Below are 19,982 nucleotides of genomic sequence, written 5' to 3'. Positions count from 1 at the left end.
CATACAGGCCATTTACTTTAAAATTGCAGCAGGCATTCGCCTCAGGTATTCAGCCTATAGCCCTCATCACCCCTGTCTACGGGTTCCTCCGGCCTTGCCTCAAGTTTCCCTATATTATCAACAAGCGTCTCCGTGATGTTGGCCGTGTCTGTCCTGGGTTTAAAGAAAAATTGCTTAGTGATGGCCCATTTTAAAGCACAGACGGCAAAATAAAAAATCCCGATACCGAGTACACCGAGCACCAGGTTGGTTACAATTTTCCCACAACCGCGATGGTGTTCAATGCGCCGCTTGTTTCTGGCAATCTCCGCAAGTGACTGCTCTCTGAAAAGATCATAAGCCTCCTCATTTTTATTGGACTTATTGTAATCATTCCAGTACGTTACTAAGTTTTTATGCAAAGCGCCTATTTCATTGAAGGCGTCCTGGTATTTCGGTCTTTTTCCATTCTCGCTTAATACTTTAAACTCCAGTACTTTCTGCTCAAGTTCATACAAGGCATAAGCATAATTTTTTTCCTGCTCCGTCAACCGCTGACGCTTCTTTTTTCTTCCCGATGATGAAGGCATGACGCTTCCCACGGGCGGGATTAAGGCGTGAGGAGCGACGGCCGATTCCATTGTTGCCAAGGGAGGTCTATTCGACACGGGTTGCAAAGGATGGACCGCTGTTGCTGAGGCAGAAGGGGCTGTTTTGTGGTTTAAATCCTTGCTCAGCGTTTTCTTTGCATCAAAAAACCCTAAAGGATGGGGTTTGTCCTGCCGCAAGGCAATTTCTGATTTTAACTCCTGCAACCGCTCAATCATGACTTGCAGCGGGGTCTTTCCAGACAGGTCTGCCGTGGGCAACATGACCGCCAGCAATAAGAATGGTGATTTTTTTGCCAAGGCCACTTTGTCGTGACCGTCGAGACTCAATACGTCACTGCGCTCACTGAGACTTCGCCGGTGTTGGGCACTGTAATGTTCAAGAAAATCCGCCGTACGCTCATTGGGTATCAAATAAAAATGGTCGTATTCCGCATGAATCGCCAACTCCAGATGAGGCCCTCCGGCCTTGCTTTCTGAAGACACGCAGGCCTCCATTTTATTATAAATCGTATAGGAGATGTCATTAAAGCGCAGCATAAATTCAACTTCATGCACAAAGACCTTCACCCAGGATTGATTGAGGTATCGCAGGTAATTGTCATAGCCTGTTTTTTCCCAAAAAGAGAAGGCCGAACTGCGCGAGATCGGATTTAAGTGCAGTGTATCAAAATAAACCTTATTGGCTTTATAGTGGTTCGTTGATGCGTTGATTTGCTCCCTCAACCAGTCTTCGCCGGCATCAAAGCTTTCAACTAAATGGTAGAAGGTAATGCCAACCGTATCCCTGCCATCAAACAGCAGGTCTTTCATTTTCGGGTTATCCTTGACGCGATGGATAAACCAGCTGCGAAACAATGCCCCCAGCACAAGCACTTTTTCGGCCAGATGATCCTGCCTGGCTCCAGTCGTGATCTGGTCATAGTCTTCAAAAAGGGAGAGGTCACGCTCACTGCGAACGATGGATTTTAACGCTTTCACTTCACTGGTGTCTGTCTCGTGGGCAATAAACAAATCCTCAGGGAAAGGCTGGCCGTTAGCCATCAGATGCAGGGCATACGCATGAAAAAAACAGTTGTACATCGTGGCTGAAATATCGACAGCAGCATGTATGGCTGCTTGGCGTTTTTTATCGTGAGCCAGGGTGTTTTCGATAATAAAAATGGGAGAGCTCATGCGCTTACAATCGACTGTAACAGGTCAGTTATATCAAATCTAACTTAACAGAACATTAAAAAGCCAGAATTATTAACCGCTTCGCTCATTTATACTTTTTTAAAAAAATGGATTACAATGCAGCCCCGCAAAATGGCAGTACGGAATTGAATAAGAATGAATGGGAAATGGCTGGTTGGTTGTCTTTTTTTGGTTTTTTATTTATGCCCTGTTTTTGCCGCTCCGGATGACACTACAATCTGGCAAGGCACTTACTATCAGGCAGAACCCGCCCAACGTTACGTCAATCAAGCCTATTGCGATGAACACACACCCGGACGCTTTGTTCATACCGTAAAAGGCGCGCTTACCTACCCCATCATCACCAATCGAGGCATTATTCTTGACCAGGCGACGTTTCACGTGCGGGCCATTAATGATTTTTATTTCATGCAGGGGGAACTCCGGGCCCGCGGCATGAGCCGCGGCAAAGTGTGGGAGGACCGCATTCACTATTACCTGTTCAAACGGGGTCAGCGCGGTGTGACCAAAGGGATGTGGAGTACCAATGAATGCAAAGGACGCTATCAGGGTATTGTGCTGAAAAACGGCGATTTTAAACCCATCAAACCGCATCAAACCTAAGGGCGCCGAAGCTCTCGCGGCAAGTCTGGGGACAGCTAAGTGTTCAACGCCTCCACACTGACATAAACCCAGGCTTCCTCCCCCGACTCCAGCTGAACCTGGACGCGCCGGTAGTCGGCTACTTCGTATTCATCCGCCCGTTTCAATTCCTCAAGACTGACATAAAAAACCATCCCCTCCACGCGATCGGACTGTTTGCCGGTATAATGCAGAATCGGGTGAAGGACATCTCCGCTGGTCGCAACCACATCGGGATCATGGATTGTCACCATGGACAATGAATAACCACACAGCTCATCGGCTTTCCCTGAAAGGGTTCGCCCAAAGGTGGCCAGTTGAACCGCCTCATAACGCAACGTTCCGTAGGAAAACAGTCTTTCAGACGGTGTGTCCTGATTTAAATTCATAGTTCAACCTGTCTATTCAATTGATAAGCGATTACTCAAGAGCGCAGCCAAGCGCCACCAAAATACAAGGTCCTCCGCCGATCACGTTTAAGCCATGCTGCAACGCCTCATCCATTGCCTTCCTGCTCTCGGTGCCGGGTTGTATCCATACATTCTCAATTCCCCTGGCAATGGCTTCGGCAATGATTTTCTCAGTGACCGGCGGGGGCGTAACAATGGAAATACTTTTCACTGTATCGGGTAAATGGCTCACGGCTTTTACAGCAGCCAGACCTTCGACAGTGGTTTCCGCTGGATGCACAGGGTAAACGTTTTTATGGTGTTGTAAATAACAACGCAGTACTTTATTACCAAATTTATTGCGATCATTGGACGCGCCAACCACTGCATAAGCGTCTGAGGTAAAAAATTGCGCAATCTTTTGTTCCATGCCCATCCCCCCTCTTCCTTTTAGTCCCTTCTGGCTTATCACTATAGACTATAAAGCATCTGACAGCGTATACACAGAGTTATCCACAGAATTTGTGGATAATCGTCAACCCGTTTGAGTGCTTAAAGAAGAACCGTTAAAAAATTCTCATCCATACGGTAGAAAGCCGTACGATTTAAACACCATGTACTATTCTTTAAACAAGAATAAAAACAAGAGCCCATGATGACTATTCTCATTTACATACTCGCAGGCGTTTTAGCCGCAGCCCTCGTAACCGGACTTTCCTATTATGGCAACCTTGAGAAAAAGACTGGTTCGCTGCTCGCTATTCTGGCGGTTATGATTGCCCTGTTTCTAACCCGTACCTATGCGATCCCTTATTACCAAGCTGCCAATTTTGAAAATGAAATTAAACAGACAAGCCCCCTGTTTGCGTTGCTGGCAAAAAAATCACCGGAGGAATTCAATCGCTATGTGGCGGAAGTCAAGAAAGACATTCTCAACAATAAAGGGCGAAGCATTCTCTATAAGACCAGCGACTTCGTGAATGCAGAAGTGATGAAATACGCGGTCTACTCATCGAATAAAGCGCTTTATAACCAGATTAAAGGCACGCTCGTTTTTTATCAGTATCTGTTCAAAATAAATCCAAAACTGGTACTGATTTCCGAGTTTCCCGAACGATTTGCCAATGAACCGGAAATGAAAGAGTTAGTCACTGCCTCACAACGCTACATTAACCAATTACTTAAAGCCAAGGAAGACATCATTGTCAGTGCCATTAACCACCCCGCTCCCGCGCTCTCAAGGCACGAGATTCTTGAAGCCCAGACGCTTCTCGGTGAATTATTTGATACCCTGGCTGCGGAATACGGCGGTAACACCGTGGATCTAACCTTTCAGAACCCCCAATCAGCGTCACTTGATAAAATCAAAGGGGCTGAAATTATCATCAAATTTTATCAGGGTTTAATGAAGCGCGGTGAACGCGAAACAGGGCTGGTGCTGCGGTACATCGCCAGTGCCAGTTAATCCCGGTTACCAGGGAATTTTATGGCCTCGATGCCAGAAATAACCACTTTCCTTCAGAGTCGCCGCCAGGGTATAAAGTTCCTCAGCCACTTCGGACGGCAGGGTTGGCGCCGCCTCTGTGCCCATGTCGGTTTTTACCCAGCCGGGATCAAAACTGGCGACAAGGCGTGAAGGGAAGCGCTCTGCTAACAGTTTAGTGTACAGGTTAAGGCAGGCTTTTGACATTTTGTACTGCGGTTGATAGGGCGAATCATTGGCCGCAAAGGATCCCCAACTCGAAGACACATTGATGATTTTCCCTTGTGGGTCGAGTTTATCGAGACAGGCTTCGGTCAATTCAATCGTACCAAACACATTGATGGCAAAGGTGGTTTTAAGCAGGGCAAGATCAATGGCCGCCTCCTGATTCCAATCCAATAACACCGCGGCATTGTTGATTAATAAATCAAAATCAGGCAATGCCCGGGCAAAGGTCTGGATGCCTGTTGAGTTCGCCAAATCAAGAGGCAAGAGGGTTAATAAGGGATGCGTCAGCGGAGAAACACCGCGGATTGAACTGCCAATGACCCTCCAGCCTTTTTCAAGAAAATAGCGGGCAGCAGCAAGTCCAATGCCACGGCTGACACCCGTGATGACCAAGGTTTTCATGTCTTCTCTCCTGAAGCAGCGTCCCCCCTTAGGAGAGGGGTTGAGTGAGCACCCTGGAATGCTCCGAGGTTCTCCTTAATCTTCGTAGTCGCTTCGATCAAGGCACCACCACTGATTAGCCAGATAACTGACCTCCAGGAAATTAAGAATCCCTTCTACCTGTTTATTACAGGCTTGCTGACGCCCATTCTGGTCAATTTTATAGACAGTAATGACATCCTTGCGGTAGATTTTCCAATCATCCCCTTCGGATTGGGAATGGGCGTGACAACGTTTTTCGTGCGCATTTAAATAGCCGCTGTGGAAGCGTTCTTTCGGTAAGGGGCAGCCGGTATTCTGGTTTTGGATCTCATAATACAGTTTAAAATCGGTTTCATTGGTCACACACACAGCCTGGGCTGAGGCGAGATGCAGGCTAAGCAAGGGGAGTAACAGTTTGGCAGTTAATTTCATGGCGTGCTCTTAAAACAAAAAGAAACACCCTACAAAGTTTATCCTCCAATTGCAAGCCATCACCCCTCATCCAACCGTTTAGCTTTTTTTTCTTTTTTGACTTTTTTATCCTGTGCGATTTCATCGCTTAAAATCTGATTGACAGTTTCAGGGGACACCGGGCGGCTCAACAGATACCCCTGTACCTCATCGCAATGCTGACCGGCTAAAAATTCCATTTGATTCTGCGTTTCCACCCCCTCTGCCAGCACTTTAAAGTTTAAACTGCGCGCCATGGCAATGATGGCTTCAATAATGACCTCATCGCTGCGTGATTTATTGATGTTCTGGACAAACGATTGGTCAATTTTCAAGCGGTCGAATGGAATTCGTTTTAAGTAATTCAGACTGGAATTGCCTGTACCAAAATCATCCAAAACGATTTTAACGCCCAGTTTTTTAAGCTGCTGAATCATGCGGTGAATTTCTGTGTGGGCAATGATCACGTTTTCAGTGATTTCGATTTCGATGTACTGCGGATCAATACGGTATTGTTTGAGCAGTTTGTTTACTGTTGACGCAAAATTACTTTGCCTTAATTGTTGAGTTCCTACATTAACGGCCACCCGGATGTTCGGCAAGCCCCCCACTTTCCAGGCATTAATCTGGCGGCAAACTTCCTCTATTACCCATTCGCCTATGGGTACAATTAACCCGGATTCCTCTGCAAAAGGAATAAAGTCTATGGGCAGCACTAATCCCCGCTTGGGGTGCTGCCAACGCAGCAGGGCCTCAACGGCCTGTAACTTTCGGTTTTTCAGATTAAACTGCGGCTGATAAAGCAGAAAAAATTCTTTTCTCACCAAGGCATTGCGAAGATCCGTTTCCAGTTGCACCTGCTTTGATAATTGCTGATTTAATTTGCTGGTATAAAATTTAAATTGCGAACCGCCTTTTTCCTTGGCTTCGTACATGGCAATGTCCGCATTTTTTAACAGAGTGGTTGTCGTTTTGCCATTCGTGGGGTACACGCTGATGCCCATGCTGGCGACAATATTGATTTCACGATTAGCAATATGAAACGGCCGATTAAAGGAAGTCAGGATTTTCTGGGCAATGGAGGCACTGTCTTCCGGGTTTTTTAAACCCGGTATCACGAGAACAAACTCATCGCCCCCCAGCCGCGCCAATGTGTCTTCAGAGCGGATAAGGGAAGACAGGCGTTTGGCAATGGACTTTAACAATTTATCACCAAACTCATGGCCGAGGCTGTCATTCACCAGTTTGAAGCGATCGAGATCAATAAACAGAACGGCAAAAAATTTATTGTAACGCCCGCCATTCGCTATCGCCTGTCGAATACGATCATCAAGCAGAATCCGGTTAGGCAGACCCGTCAGGGAATCATGCATCGCTTGGTATTCCAGCTTCTGCTCCAGTAAAGCCCTGTCGGTGATGTCGCGGAAACTCCAGACTCGACCTACGGTTTCAGTACTAATACAGTGGGGCTGCGAATAGCACTCAATAATCCGGTTTTCCTTCACTTTGATAATTTTAAGACCGGTCCCTTCCTTGTGCTCAGCCAGGTGCTTATGCAGATCGAGGTATTCATCAGGGTTGTAGAGCATCCTGGCAATGTGATCGATGACCTTGTTTTCTTCTTTTAATTCAACGAGGTTTTTCGGTATATTCCAGATCTTTAGGAACTGGCTGTTGTAATCAATGATTTTACCGTGCAGGTCAACCACCATAATGCCATCGGTGGAGGATTCAATGGTGGCTCTTAACAGGGAAAGCGAGTGCTGCAGGGATTGGGTGCGTTCGGAAACCAATTGGTGCAATTGTTCGGTATGCACCCTGGATTCTTTAGCCAGAAGCCATTTACGCGTCAAGGCACAGGCTAATTGACGAACAGCCACTTTATCAAATGGTTTTTTAAGCACCAGAAGATTATCGCTGATGCCGAGCTTCTGAACCGTCTCATCCCAGGTATAATCGGAATACGCTGTGCAAATTACCACCTGGATGTCTTTATCCACTTTCCAGATTTGTCTTATTGTTTCCAGACCATCCCAACCGGGGGGCATACGGATATCCACAAAAGCCAGCGCATATTGTTTGCCTTCAGCCAGCGCCTTTTTGATTTTTTCAACGCCCTCCTGCCCCTGTTCGGAGGTGTCGATAATAAATTGAGGCAGCAACACTTCTTTGTCCTGTTGATTGTCCTCATCGTCCCCAAAAAGTTCCTGATCAAGTTCAGTAAACGATCGCGTACGGGCGTTTCCCGTTAATACCTTAATAAAATCCTGATGGATGGCAGGATTGTCATCGATGATCATAAGGCGTAAGGCGATGTTATTCATTGAATATCGCTCCATCCTGTGCCCGCTTAATCGGCAGTTTCAAGATAAACTCCGCCCCCTTGCCGGGACCGTCACTGCGGGCAGCCAAAGAGCCGCCGATGTTTTGGGCAGCGATGGCGCTGCTGTGCAGACCAAACCCATGCCCATCCTTCTTGGTGGTGAACCCAAAGGAAAAGATACGATTGAGGTTTTCCGGTAAAATACCATCCCCGTTGTCAATAACCCGAACCACGTAATTGTCCTGGTCCTTTTCAATGATTAATTCGACTTTTTTTTCCTGCTCGTTTGTATTGCTGTAAACCGATTCTTTGGCATTCTGAACCAGATTAATTAAAATCTGCAGTAATTTTGAGCGATCTGTCACTACATAGGCGCCCGGAATGAACTGTTTATGGATGGTCAGCACCTTGTCTTTATGAGGATTCACCAACATCTGCAGGGTGGTTTCCAATTGTTCAGACAGGAGTACCCGTTCATCCACGCCAGACACCCCGCCAAAGGTCTGCTGCATGGCAACGATGTCCTTGATGTGCTGCAGGTTATTTTCAATGCTTACGAGTTCATCCTGATTACTTTCATTTTGTTTTCTAATCATGTCACTAAGCGCAACTAAATAATCGGGGATTAATCGGCCTTTTTCATCCTCGGTTAAAAATTTACTCAGGTTATGGCGATTTTCCTCGATCAATGCGGTTATTTTTTTCAGTTTTTCAAAGTAGGGCTGCTCCATACTCTCTTTTAAGCTGCCCAGGGAAATGTTGAGGCTGTTTAAAACATTGCCAATGTTGTGCAGAATAAATGTCGCGATCTCTGACATACCGGCACGGCGCGCACTGACTAATAATTTCTGGTTTAATTCCTTAATCTTCGCCTCGTCCTTTTTACTGCCGGTGACATCAATCAGCACGCCTGCCAGTTTCAGGGGATCCTCAAGGCAATGGGCTACTGTCCGAAACCAGCCGTATTGCCCTTCATTGTTGAGGACCCGCATGTCATACTCGTAGTTGATGCGCTCATGAATGGCGCGATCAACGAGCTCAAGCAGTTTGTCGCGATCATCAGGATGGACGATCGCCATAAAATCATCACGGCTGTTATGGCCGACCGGCAAAGCCGCCAGATTGTAAATTTCTTTAGACCAGGTCACATGCTGCGTTTCATAATCATAATGCCAGTAGCACAATTTGGCTATTTTTTGCGCATTCTCCAGGCGTTGATTCAACATCATCATCTCGCGCGAAGAGAGGTCCATGGAGCGTTCCAGCATGTAACGCTCCATGTCGGCTTCCTGGTATGTTTTATTAATGCGGGAAAGAAATTCCTCCCAATGCCGGATGTCCTTGGGCGGCGCATCAACCTTGCACTCGGTGCGGTTCAGTTGACGATAGAGTAACTTATGCAGTTCCATTTCTTCCCCATCCAAGGCTTTATTTTTCCATAAAAGTGGTCAGCGTCATGGTCTGGTTATGCAATCGACACTCGCCGGAAGCCAGTGGCGATAATTCTCCATACGAATAAAACCCGACCTGGGTTGTGCCGTTAGGAAAGGCTTCAAAGGTCGACTCCGTTTCTTCTTCCGTGCGCTCCCCAAGCAATAGCCGCCTGCCAACGCAACTGATACTGATGGTGACCACATGGTCTTTGTTCGTGGGCTGTTGGACAAAAACACTGTTCTTTGCCATTTCACCCGCTTCACTGGCACTGTTAATCAGCCGGTCAAAATTGGCGCGCATCAATTGCGCGTAATACCCAACCGGCATGTCACCCGCAAAAATCAGGGCCTTTTCCTTTTCATCAATTCCAAGAATGGTGCGCACCACCGGGGTGGCGTCTTTTTCCGCGTTGTCCCAGATGGCTAAAGGGAACAATAAACCCGAGGCCGGCAGTTCGGCCGCACGTTCTCCCAGGTACTCCTTATACAGGGACAAGGCGGGCTGGTTATCCAGTTCGTAAAGAATATTTTGCTCAGAGCGCGTGATATGACGCGCGGGCCCAAAAATATCCCACCCGCCTTTGGACGCATGGGCTATGGTAATGTGTTCGCCATAAAAACCGACTGCCACGATATGATCAGTGATGATTTCACCATTAAAAATAGTCCAGGTATTTTTAAATGCGCTGCTGTCACCTGCCAGTCCTCCCGAGATAAGCATCCCCTTCCCTTGCGAATTCAACCCTTTGACCAATTCCGAACCATTGACATTTAAGCCGTCGGACAGGACAAAAATACTTTGCAAATCATCGCGCATCAGTTGTTGGGCAATGTGTTTTCCTGCTTCAAAAGAGTCCTGGTTATTTTTGACTTCCGCCTTGGCAATCAGGATCGGGGTTTTAGCAAACTGAATAATGACCACCGAGAGGCTTTTGTCAAAGATACTGGGGCCGAAAATTTCACCCGCGGTGGAACAGCCAATCATTTTGGCTTTTTTATAAAACGACGCCAGCTCCTTGATTGGGGCTGGGTTGTTATAAAAATCCGGGGCGGCAAACACAATGATAAGAGACTGCTCAGAATCCAGTTCCGGGAAGCGTTCGACACTCCATCCTTTGTCTTCAACATACTGAAAGGCCTTGACTTCCATGCAGACTCCTTGGGCTATGTTGCTGTTTCCATAAGTATTTAAAGAATTATAGACTAAATTTAAGACTATTGAGGCAGGATAAGAACCCCTTCATGCTTTATTGCGCGAAAATGGACTTGCTTTTCTTTCATAAGAAGAGTTTAATCCCCCCTCCTTAATTGTTCAAAGAATTATCATGTTATCTAAGTTTGGACTGTTTAAAGACTATGCGAGCGTTAACACGGTTAAGAAGGGCTTCAATTTAGCGGGTCTTCTAGTCTCAGGGTATGAGGTCTATTCTAATGCACTGCAGGAAGATAACCCGCTCTTTGTTTTTGGCTTTCTTGCTCATGGATACACACTGTTAAGCCTGCGTGATAACGCCTCTGACGTGGAAAAAAATGCCGCTTTACTTTTAAATTCAAGCCTGGTGTCATGCCTTATCATCTCACTGCTCATCGACAGTAAGGTACTGCCGGTTCCTGTGCAGGTAGTCGATCTTGGGGTCCATCTTTTAAACATTCTTACGGCCCCCTTGCCAAACGGCAATGAAGAAAATCACGAGCAGGAAGCCACCGCCCAGGCTAAAATGAAATAACGACTGAGGGATTGCTCAGACTCCAGTTCCGGGAAGCGATCGACACCCATCCGTTGTCTTCAACAGACTGAAACGCGAAAATGGACTTGCTTTTTTTCATAAAAAAGGTTTAATTGCCCTTCCTTAATTGTTTGAAGAGTACCATGTTATCTAAATTTGGAATGTTTAAAGATTATGTGAGCGTTAACACGGTTAAGACGGGCTTAAATTCAGCGGCTCTTCTTGCCTCGTTGTACCAACTCTACTCTAATCCGCAGGAACATACCGCGCGCTTTGTCTTTGATTTTTGTACCCATGGATTTACACTGTTAAGCATGCGTGAGAACGCCACTGACCTGGAAAAAAGTGTCGCTTTACTTTTCAATTCCGGCCAGGAGTCAAGTCTAATTGGCTCACTGCTCATCGGCGACAAAATACTGCCGGTTCCTGTGCAGATAGCCGATGTCGGAGTCCATCTTTTAAACATTCTTACGGCTCCCTTGCCAAACGGCAATGAAGAAAATAACGAGCAGGAAGCCACAGTTCAGGCTAAAATGAAATAACGTCTGATTGACCCTTCATGGGCTGCACACCGTGCAGCCCAAGGCCACTGATTCATGCCTTTTCTGTCATTTTTTCTGCAACAAAACGCCCAACCAGTTGTGAAATAAAAATAGCCATGTAAGCCTGACCACAAAAAGCTTCCATCCAGGTCAAGGTCTGCATGACAGGCTTGGTGGCTAAAATATCCCCAAACCCAACCGTAGTCAGGGTACTGAACGAATAGTAAATTGCCCGCACCTCTTCATGGGGCCGTAAACCGGAAAGGGACTGATTATCGAGCACATAAATCATAAGATAGAGATAGGCGAAGGCTAAACCGATAAAAACATAGGAAGACAGCGATCCAAACAGGGTTGTGATGTTAATGGACTCGTCCTTAAGGGTCAGGCGTATGCAGGCGACGGTCATCAACACGAAAAAAATCATGGCGAGAAAGGATTTGAATGCCTCGATGGGCAGTTGCGACCCCCAGACATTAATGATCATCTGGCTTGCAACCTGCAATATGCCAAGCACCGTAAGCCAGAACAATAAGCGATGCTCCTGTTCGCCTATCACCACGAGGCTGGTGACAATGAGAATAACCAGAACAAAATCGGTCAGACGCCACAAATCCACCTGCGCCTCCACGGCTTTAGTCAGGCAAAAGAGCAGTAAAACAAAAAAGAGAAATAAAAACCTGAGTTTTCTTAAAAGCGTGAACATTCCATTATAAACCCTGCTTGAGATACTTCTGTTTTGACATATTTATCGGGCATTGACAACTACTGATTCAGCGACTGTTCAGACGACGGTGACTCACGTTCAAAACCAAACTCCAAAAGAATCGCTGCTTTATTGGTTTCTAACTCAAGCGCAATGGCCTGAAGCCTGGACTTGTCACTGCCAGCCAGTAGAATTTGCTGTAACAGGCTTTCACTTTTGGTGGTCTTCACCTCAAACGTCCGGGATTTTTTGATAAACTGCTGCATCTTATCCGACAGCGTATCCAGCGGCGAATCATGGCCCTGATGCAGGGCGTCAACCGCATTAATTAACAATTGCACTTTCACCGCTTTTTCAATGTGGGTAGACAACGCAGGGGTCAACTTCGTCGGTGTACTAAAAAACGAATTGGTATGATGGTTTAATCCTGTATTGCCTGGATGCTGCATCATCGCGGCATAAAATTGCCATAAGGCATGGTTATCCTGAATTTGAAAGGCGGTGAAGCAGATGGATGCGGCCATCAGACGAGACGTATTGACATCGTTCCTTGGCAAACGGGTCAGCAATAAATCATTAATGGCATTGAGTTTGCTGAGGTCACTGTCCTTTGCCAGAATAATCTGATGTATAGCCGCCATGATTTGCATCACGGTCTCATCGTTTATCGCTTTACACTCCGTTATCCTGGTGTAGATGAGGCCCACAAGCTGATTCACCACCGGAGAATGATGGTTTACATAAGCAGCCAGCCGGCTCATCAAATCACCAGCAAACAGAGCGGCGATGTCGGACGACTCCATGCTCTTTAAGTCAACAACTGCCTGATCGAGCAGCTTGTCTCCCTTGGCGATGACATTGTACTTAATGCTCTCGGTAAGCGACTGCTGTTGAACGTCTTTTAAGGTTTTAGAGTTGTCTTTACTAATGGGCGTCCTGACGTGGGCGCCTGACAGTTTCTTTAGCAGATGCCTGCTTTGTGTCAAGCGGAAAATAGGTGCTAACGGCGGACTGATGTCGTTTCGGCCCAAGGTTTTAAAAACAGGCTCACCCGCCATGACTTTTAAATGATGAAACACGTTGGTTCTGGATAAAAAAGACAAGTGATCCGCCATAAAAATACCGCAACTGACCAAATCTGTCTGGATCATGTTTTCCACTTTTTCTTTTGGGGTGCGCTCAAGGGGTGACTGAGGCACACTCACATAGTACATGTAGGACGCATGCAATACTTTCGCCCTGTCCAGAAGACTAATGTAATTACGAAAGAATCGCAGAGCGCGCTTATCCATCACCGCGTCAAGATTAAAGCAGGAAATGCCTTTAGAAGTGACCACGTGATCAACAGCAGTCCAGTGGCCATCAAGCAACACAGCCAATTGAAAACGAAGTCCGGGAGGCAGTTTATCCGCGTTTGTTTCAAGAAATTGAACTATTTTGAGAAGATCCTCATTTTTCTCAGCCATTTTTCCGCTGTCGTCTTCCTCGTATTCAATCACCTGATAATGAAACGGTAATTGGTTTCGCCCCCGCTTCTCTGCTTTAAGCCCCAAAATCACCTTCATGACCTGCGCAGGCCACACGATGCCTGTAATATCATGATGGTATTTATGTAAATTGTCTTTCGTCGTCGCAATCGCCTGGATCAACTCTTTTTGCGATGGCGCAGTTATCTCTTGCTTGCTTTCCATAAGGGTGGGCAGAACGTGTGGGACTATACTTATTATACATTCTAATCACTAATTATTCCTTTTGATTAAATTCAAATCACTTGCATGTTAATTACCGCTCTCTCTGATGGGATAACACGGATATAACTTTCACCTTAAAAAGCATCAAAGACCCGATGATGGTAAGCATCGTTCCAGAAATGCCACTCCAGGCAGGTGCTGTTATAAAATGCCTTGAGCATGGCCGTTTTGACGTCTTCTGTTGCCTGAGCGCCCAGCGCATCAAAAATCACGATTGCCTTATTGACAGCCTGACTGAATTCCTCGCTGGAGTAGGTTTCAATCCAACGGGAAAAGGGATTATCGTCACCGGCATCCCGGGCGATGGAACACCCGGTTTCGCGATAAACCCAAAAACAGGGCAATACCGCTGCTACGGCGACTTCAACCGGCAAAAGGCTGCAGGTTTGCAACAGGTAACTGGTATAGCTTAAGGTTGCCGGAGTGACTAAGCCTGTGTCGTGAAAGGCAAATTCCTTTTTAAAAAAACAGTGCACCAATTCCTGCTCGGCAACAAACACAGACTCTGCAAAACCTAAAAACTGGCGAACATAAGCCGGCGGACTCTTCGCTGCAATCAGGGCATGGCAACGGGCAAAATCCTGCAGATACAAACTGTCCTGCTCAAGATAATAAGCAAAGGTGGATGACGCCAGGGTGCCTTTAGCCAGAGCCTGATTAAATGGATGGGCAAGAATTTTCTGAATAACAGGGGTGGCCGTTTGCCAGGCTTTTTCAGACAGTTTCATTAAAAAATTCTCCCTTCAGAGCATACAAATGATCAACCGGGCCAAACCCGTGGCCGATTGACAGACCAGCCGAGGCCGCAATAGCACCCGACAAATACGCCTTGGCATGCAGGCAGGCCTCATAAGGCAACCTCCCTTTGGCAAGACCTGCCGCAATGGCGGCTGACAAGGTACAGCCAGTGCCATGCGTATTTTTCGATTGGATACGAGGGCTGTGCAGCCATTGCGAAGCACCTTGCTTGTCAAGAAAGAAATCCAGGCAGTCCTCCTGTTGCAAATGACCGCCTTTGATTAGCACCGTATCCACGCCCAATTGTTGAACCAGGGCGGCCACTGACGGCATGTCCGACGTGCTGTTTACTTCCATGCCGGTCAAACGGGCCGCCTCAGGAAGGTTGGGGGTAATGACGTCTACGACAGGAATCAGGCGCTCCTTTAACGCGGTGATCGCTTCCTCCTGCAATAACGGATCCCCGCTTTTAGCCACCATCACCGGATCCAACACAATGGGAATGTCCGCTGCCTGCTTCTTCAGAAAAGCGGCCACCAGCTCAATGATTTCGGTGGAGAAAAGCATGCCGATTTTAACGCTGTGCGGCCGAATGTCCTCAAAGATGGCCTGCAACTGCTCCTCAATGCAGGAAAGGGGAATGGCATAGCAGGATTTGACCCCGCAGGTATTTTGCACAGGCAGGGCCGTGAGTACCGTCATGCCATAACAGCCAAAAGCGGCAAAGGTTTTTAAATCCGCCTGAATCCCAGCGCCGCCGGAGCCATCAAAACCGGCTATGGACAAGGTGTTACAGCGCATAATCCCTCTCCTCAAATGGCGTTTGATACAGGGCATCAATGAATGCATTCTGAAAGCTGGCCGGTCCCCTGGCCAAACGATGAGCTGACTGACCGCAGAGTCCGACATAGGCTGTAGCCGCAGCAGCAGCTTCATAAAAAGTGGTTTCCATCGCCGCAAAAGCCGCAATGATGGCGGTCAGGGCGCACCCCATTCCCGTGACCAACGGCATAAGCGGCGAACCATAGGGCACCTGGCAACATTGCCGACCATCGGTAATGAAATCAACGGGGCCGCTGACCACGACAATGGCTGAGGTCTGCTGCGATAGACTCAATGCCGCGCTGGATGCCGCCTGCACCGAATGAAGCGTTTCTACTCCCTTGCTGATGCTTTTATCTGCCGTCAACGCCATGATTTCACTGGCGTTGCCGCGAATGATGGCGGCCTGGGGTGCAAATTGCCGGGCTGTCAATGTCCGGATTTGACTGGCCCCTGCCCCCACCGGATCCAGGATGATGGGTTTCTGGTGAATGGCGGCAAGGCGGCAGGCCTTGTCAATACGCTCGATAAACGGTCTATCCAGGGTGCCAATATTGACGTAGAGTGCCTGTGACATGGCAATCAATGCCTCAAGCTCGTCATCGGCCTGCGACATGATCGGCGGCGCCCCCAGTGCCAGCAGGCTGTTGGCCACAAAATTCACAGTCACCGCATTTGTTAAACAAAGCACCAAAGGCCTCTCAGCGCGCAAGCGTTGAAGGCGGGTATCCAGTTGATAACGCATAATAACTCCTTAACGTTGTAATGCACGAAGTGTCTGAATTGCCAGAACGGGATCAGGCGCATCATGAATAGCCCCAATAACAGCGGCGCCTTTCGCGCCGGCGCCGATGACGGCTTTCAAATTGCCGGCATGAATGCCGCCGATACCGATGAGAGGATGCCGCGATTGCTTAGCCAGCCCATGCAGGCCATCAATTCCCCAATGCCGGCGAACATTGGTTTTATTGGCCGTTGGAAAAACCGCGCTCGCAGCCACGTAGTCGACATCGACCTGATTGGCTTTCACCAAATCAGCCATGGACTCCAGGGAAAGGCCGATGATCCGGTGAGTACCCAGTTGCTTTCGGGCTTTTTTTGGACAACCGTCGTCCGCACCAAGATGCACCCCGTCCGCATTAACGGCTAAGGCCAGATCAACATGATCATTGATGATTAGAGGAATGTGTAAAGGTGAAAGCAACGCTTTCAGTTTGACGGCAAAACGAAAAAGAAACGCCGCTGAGGCGTCTTTCTCACGCAGTTGCACAGAAGTCACGCCGGCTCTGGCGCATGTTTCTACAAAACGGAGGTAGTCATCAAGAGCACACGCCTGCCGATGGGTTACCAGCATCAACTGGTAAAATGGCACTGTCATTCAATCCTCCTGGTTTAAATGCTCTTTAAGCAAACGAAGAGGAATGACAGACGAGGCCCGTGCAGAGGGCTTCATCTTCACACTCCCTCCGCAGGCATTATCCAGAGCAGGTTATAAGGGTTAAGTCTCAGCTTTGTCAGAACAAAGCACCCCTGGTGAAAACGGGTTCATAATAAGAGATCGGTAATTTTTGTCAATGGTGAGCGGTTGGCTCGTGCAAGCACTTCTTCTGGTAAGCGTTACAACCCTAAACGCGCGCCATACACCTGATACAACAGGAACAGGCCAATCAGGAGATAAACCACAGCAATCACCATGAAGGCCACCGGACGACGCTGGCACCATTGCCCCATGCGAAGGGAAACATCCGGAAAAGCCATGCGTAAAATTCCGCTAATGACGGCCAGCCAGCCAATGAGGGTGATAATGACAGGCCAACTCATGACCCAGACATTATGGCTGATGACTAAAAGCAAACCAATCACCAAGCTCACAAGGCCCATAAAAAACAACAGTGCGCGCTGGCCCAGAATGTCCGAAACAATGCCTGCCATCAGACGTTGGCGCAAAAGGACAATCAGGCTGACGATCACTAAATACCAACCGATGACGGCGGCTAAAAAATACGTGGATGTCATGGTCGTTCTCCAGCTCAGTCTCTATTAAAATTATAGTAAATTTTATGAGCACGCTGTTGATTATCAATGCTATTTCAGCTACAACCCACCAAAATACGTCTGATATAAACCCAGATAGCGGCTATCGCGATCAATTTGTTTAATCTGGGTGTTAATTTGCTGGATTAATTCGGCATTTTTTGCCGATGCCATAATGGCTATTCCATCACCAACCGGCATCGGTTTACCCAGGGTCTTAAATTGCCCGCCGCCATTCTGCTCCCAGTACGCCGCCGTCGACTGATGAAAAAAAGCCGCCGCTACTTCGCCGTGTTTCAGTGCCTCAATCAAATCTTCCATGTCATTGTAAAATTCGATGCTGAATTGGCCGGGAAATTTATCTTTAAGGTATCGGTAAAAAACGCCCCCGTCTTCTGCTCCGCGGATCACGCCAACCTTGCTGTCTGCCAATTGGGCGGTGGCATCCAGCGTGCTGTCGCTTTTTATTAAAAACTGCCCTGCGCTTATCATGTAGGGGAGGCTGTAGATGAGGTTGTCACTGTTTCTGGAATAAATAGTAATGCCGCCAATGGCGATATCGATTGTTCCCTGTTTTAACGCCGGAAATAATTCATGGTAATCCATGAGAACAATTTCACAATCCTGTCTTAATTTCTCACAGATAATCCGGATAATGTCCAAATCAAACCCGCTATTGGCCGCGGTCACAAACGGCGGATAGAAATAGACCGTCCCCACTTTTAAATTGGCTTGAACCGGTAAAATCCAGACCAGCATCCACACGCCAACCAACCATTGCATCCATGACTTCATTACACACCCCCCAGCACATCATCCAAAAGATCCAGGTATTTTTTGTCGATCTGATACTCCTTGTGCAGGTATTTATGAATAAACAAGGTCAGGGCTGAAGATTTGGACGATGGCGCTTCATTAGCCTGTAATTCCCTGGCCAAGGTCACAGCCGCTGTCAGTACCGCCATTTCTTCCACGACAGCACCAATCAGCAGGGTTTGCTCATCCATGGGCAGGGTTTTCAAACGGCGGGTATCCTCGATTAACCCTTTGAGACTCAAGCCAAACAAGGCATTGCCCACTTCTCCAAGTGGGGAAAGTAACTGCGATAAGTGGGCAAACAGAATGTCATCCACATTCAGTTTATGGATGTCCTTTAAAATCTGCATCCACAGCGTAAAGTGGGTTCCTTCCCAGTTCTCACACACGATACAGTCCCGCAACAGCCTTGGCACTGAGGAAAACGTTTCTATGGTGCCATTGCCAGCCAAAATATCCAGGCAGTGATGAATGTTTTCCACCGATCGTTTGGCAGTAAAGTACTTATTGAGGTTGGCGAGTGTTCGAAGCAGCAATTCGCCCTTTTTATCCACATCAACTGACGCATCCAGCTCATCCTGACAACGCACCATATGGAAAATACTGGCCATCATGGCTGTGTTTTCAGCCTGGATATGAGCCAGAGTTTCCTTAACTAAAGGATAATGAATCAGGGGATTGCCAAAGGCCTGCCGATTACAGGCATAATAATACGCGGTCTGGCAGGCCCGTCTCGCCATGCCCAGCACGGAGAAGGCATTAAAAAGACGGGATAAATGCAGAACGTTCTCCATCACCAGATGAATGCCCTGCTGCACCTCTCCCATGGGGTAAGCGACCGCCTGCTCAAAATCAATTTCCCCCGTCGCCATGGAGCGGGTGCCGATTTTCTGTTTGAGGCGTCGAATACGGTAGTGATTGAGGCGGCCATCCGGCAGGCGTTGCGGCACCAGAAACAGGCCCAGACCCTTCGTACCCGGAATGCCGTCATCGTAACGCGCGGTTAATAAAATCAAATCGGCATTGGCATTAGAACAAAACCATTTCTCGCCTTCAATCCGCCATTGTTTTTCTTCATCCTGATACGCCCGGCAGGCATTGGCGCCAACATCGGAACCGCCCTGAATCTCGGTAAGAAACTGCGCACCGGTAAAATTGTCAGAAAACGAAGGATGGCTTAATTTTTTAAGATAATCAGCCGTTTCAGGCACACTGGCCTGTTGACCTAACACGCGGATAACCCCGGCGGAACAGGCAATCGGGCAATGATGCCCCGCTTCTCCCGCATGAGAGGATAATAAAAAGAGGCTTAGGGTTTTAAGCATCTCGCCCGGTTGCAGCAGGTAAGCCATCAGGCCGGAACCGTAAATGATATTCCCCGCCTCCACATAGGAAGGATGATGAATTACTCGATCGGCGCGTTCACCAAAGGCATTGTAATGTTCGACCGCAGGCAGGTTGGCGTCTTTGTTGTTCTCCATGACCACGGTTTCAAGCGCAGGAATACGATGGGCATACTCCTTAAGGCGCTGAATGAATTCAGGATCCTCCGGAAAATAACATTGATAGGTGTGCATGAGCGCCGAATCGGGCCGCAGCAAATTATCCTTTAATTGAGCTTCCCAGTGATGAAACTGCGCCCTGGCATCCTGGTAATCCCTTACCTCGCTCATCCAACCTCCTGACTGGTTACTAGTCCCTGCATCAAACGC

The 19,982-nt window shown here is 47.7% G+C and carries 21 protein-coding genes and 1 riboswitch; of the genes, 4 read left to right on the top strand and 17 right to left on the bottom strand.

The window, feature by feature from the left end:
- Window positions 1-41: 41 nt before the first annotated feature.
- Complete coding sequence (locus DYE45_RS06670) at window positions 42-1,763, bottom strand: hypothetical protein (RefSeq protein WP_115300648.1); 1,722 nt, start codon at window positions 1,761-1,763, stop codon at window positions 42-44.
- A gap of 156 nt (window positions 1,764-1,919) precedes the next feature.
- Between DYE45_RS06670 and DYE45_RS06665 the strand changes: the two genes are divergently transcribed.
- The gene (locus DYE45_RS06665) at window positions 1,920-2,387 is read left to right on the top strand and encodes a hypothetical protein (protein WP_108291865.1); all 468 of its coding nucleotides are present in this window, start codon (window positions 1,920-1,922) and stop codon (window positions 2,385-2,387) included.
- Between the two features lie 35 nt (window positions 2,388-2,422).
- On the opposite strand, the gene DYE45_RS06660 is transcribed toward DYE45_RS06665, so the two are convergent.
- Window positions 2,423-2,794 (bottom strand): gamma-glutamylcyclotransferase family protein, encoded by a 372-nt coding sequence (locus DYE45_RS06660; protein ID WP_115300647.1) that lies wholly within the window; start codon window positions 2,792-2,794, stop codon window positions 2,423-2,425.
- A 31-nt stretch (window positions 2,795-2,825) separates the two neighbouring features.
- Window positions 2,826-3,224, bottom strand: a complete 399-nt coding sequence (locus DYE45_RS06655) for a CoA-binding protein (RefSeq protein ID WP_115301072.1) — start codon at window positions 3,222-3,224, stop codon at window positions 2,826-2,828.
- Window positions 3,225-3,446: 222 nt separating this feature from the next.
- Between DYE45_RS06655 and DYE45_RS06650 the strand changes: the two genes are divergently transcribed.
- Window positions 3,447-4,259, top strand: a complete 813-nt coding sequence (locus tag DYE45_RS06650) for a hypothetical protein (RefSeq protein ID WP_133138144.1) — start codon at window positions 3,447-3,449, stop codon at window positions 4,257-4,259.
- A 6-nt stretch (window positions 4,260-4,265) separates the two neighbouring features.
- Here DYE45_RS06650 and DYE45_RS06645 read toward each other — a convergent pair whose 3' ends face one another.
- The 5 genes from DYE45_RS06645 to DYE45_RS06625 all read right to left on the bottom strand — a co-directional run bounded on the left by DYE45_RS06645 (window position 4,266) and on the right by DYE45_RS06625 (window position 10,284).
- Window positions 4,266-4,907, bottom strand: a complete 642-nt coding sequence (locus tag DYE45_RS06645; protein ID WP_115300646.1) for an SDR family NAD(P)-dependent oxidoreductase — start codon at window positions 4,905-4,907, stop codon at window positions 4,266-4,268.
- Between the two features lie 75 nt (window positions 4,908-4,982).
- A complete protein-coding gene (locus DYE45_RS06640; protein WP_108291873.1) occupies window positions 4,983-5,360 on the bottom strand; it encodes a hypothetical protein in 378 nt (125 codons plus the stop codon).
- Window positions 5,361-5,419: 59 nt separating this feature from the next.
- On the bottom strand, window positions 5,420-7,702 hold the full coding sequence (locus DYE45_RS06635) for a GGDEF/EAL domain-containing response regulator (RefSeq protein ID WP_115300645.1): 2,283 nt from the start codon (window positions 7,700-7,702) through the stop codon (window positions 5,420-5,422).
- Window positions 7,695-9,110 carry a sensor histidine kinase gene (locus tag DYE45_RS06630; protein ID WP_115300644.1) on the bottom strand — a complete coding sequence of 472 codons (1,416 nt, stop codon included), beginning with the start codon at window positions 9,108-9,110 and terminating at the stop codon, window positions 7,695-7,697. The genes DYE45_RS06635 and DYE45_RS06630 overlap by 8 nt, the downstream gene beginning before the upstream one ends.
- 19 nt (window positions 9,111-9,129) lie before the next feature.
- On the bottom strand, window positions 9,130-10,284 hold the full coding sequence (locus DYE45_RS06625) for an FIST signal transduction protein (protein ID WP_115300643.1): 1,155 nt from the start codon (window positions 10,282-10,284) through the stop codon (window positions 9,130-9,132).
- A 175-nt stretch (window positions 10,285-10,459) separates the two neighbouring features.
- Here DYE45_RS06625 and DYE45_RS06620 point away from each other — a divergent pair, with 175 nt between their 5' ends.
- The gene (locus tag DYE45_RS06620; protein WP_108291881.1) at window positions 10,460-10,861 is read left to right on the top strand and encodes a hypothetical protein; all 402 of its coding nucleotides are present in this window, start codon (window positions 10,460-10,462) and stop codon (window positions 10,859-10,861) included.
- A 143-nt stretch (window positions 10,862-11,004) separates the two neighbouring features.
- Window positions 11,005-11,403: a hypothetical protein gene (locus tag DYE45_RS06615; RefSeq protein ID WP_115300642.1), complete on the top strand. Its 399-nt coding sequence runs from the start codon at window positions 11,005-11,007 to the stop codon at window positions 11,401-11,403.
- A gap of 52 nt (window positions 11,404-11,455) precedes the next feature.
- Here DYE45_RS06615 and DYE45_RS06610 read toward each other — a convergent pair whose 3' ends face one another.
- The 9 genes from DYE45_RS06610 to DYE45_RS06570 all read right to left on the bottom strand — a co-directional run bounded on the left by DYE45_RS06610 (window position 11,456) and on the right by DYE45_RS06570 (window position 19,943).
- The gene (locus DYE45_RS06610) at window positions 11,456-12,109 is read right to left on the bottom strand and encodes an ion channel (RefSeq protein WP_108291885.1); all 654 of its coding nucleotides are present in this window, start codon (window positions 12,107-12,109) and stop codon (window positions 11,456-11,458) included.
- Between the two features lie 59 nt (window positions 12,110-12,168).
- Entirely contained in the window at window positions 12,169-13,800 is a 1,632-nt protein-coding gene (locus DYE45_RS06605) for a hypothetical protein (protein WP_115300641.1), read from the bottom strand.
- Window positions 13,801-13,934: 134 nt separating this feature from the next.
- On the bottom strand, window positions 13,935-14,588 hold the full coding sequence (locus DYE45_RS06600; protein WP_115300640.1) for a TenA family protein: 654 nt from the start codon (window positions 14,586-14,588) through the stop codon (window positions 13,935-13,937).
- On the bottom strand, window positions 14,575-15,399 hold the full coding sequence (thiD, locus tag DYE45_RS06595) for a bifunctional hydroxymethylpyrimidine kinase/phosphomethylpyrimidine kinase (RefSeq protein ID WP_108291891.1): 825 nt from the start codon (window positions 15,397-15,399) through the stop codon (window positions 14,575-14,577). Before thiD ends, DYE45_RS06600 begins: the two co-directional genes overlap by 14 nt.
- Window positions 15,389-16,165 (bottom strand): hydroxyethylthiazole kinase, encoded by a 777-nt coding sequence (thiM, locus tag DYE45_RS06590; RefSeq protein ID WP_108291893.1) that lies wholly within the window; start codon window positions 16,163-16,165, stop codon window positions 15,389-15,391. Before thiM ends, thiD begins: the two co-directional genes overlap by 11 nt.
- A gap of 9 nt (window positions 16,166-16,174) precedes the next feature.
- On the bottom strand, window positions 16,175-16,798 hold the full coding sequence (gene thiE / locus DYE45_RS06585; protein WP_108291895.1) for a thiamine phosphate synthase: 624 nt from the start codon (window positions 16,796-16,798) through the stop codon (window positions 16,175-16,177).
- Window positions 16,799-16,863: 65 nt separating this feature from the next.
- Window positions 16,864-16,962: riboswitch (TPP riboswitch) on the bottom strand.
- A gap of 75 nt (window positions 16,963-17,037) precedes the next feature.
- Window positions 17,038-17,436, bottom strand: coding sequence for a hypothetical protein (locus tag DYE45_RS06580; protein WP_108291897.1), 399 nt, complete (start codon window positions 17,434-17,436; stop codon window positions 17,038-17,040).
- A gap of 78 nt (window positions 17,437-17,514) precedes the next feature.
- Complete coding sequence (locus DYE45_RS06575) at window positions 17,515-18,249, bottom strand: transporter substrate-binding domain-containing protein (RefSeq protein WP_115300639.1); 735 nt, start codon at window positions 18,247-18,249, stop codon at window positions 17,515-17,517.
- The gene (locus DYE45_RS06570) at window positions 18,249-19,943 is read right to left on the bottom strand and encodes an acyl-CoA dehydrogenase family protein (RefSeq protein ID WP_108291901.1); all 1,695 of its coding nucleotides are present in this window, start codon (window positions 19,941-19,943) and stop codon (window positions 18,249-18,251) included. Before DYE45_RS06570 ends, DYE45_RS06575 begins: the two co-directional genes overlap by 1 nt.
- Window positions 19,944-19,982: the final 39 nt, after the last annotated feature.

The organism is Legionella taurinensis (assembly GCF_900452865.1).
Classification (GTDB): Bacteria; Pseudomonadota; Gammaproteobacteria; order Legionellales; family Legionellaceae; genus Legionella_C; species Legionella_C taurinensis.
Note: the sequence above shows the minus strand (reverse complement) of the source record. Positions and strands in the feature narration are given on the sequence as shown.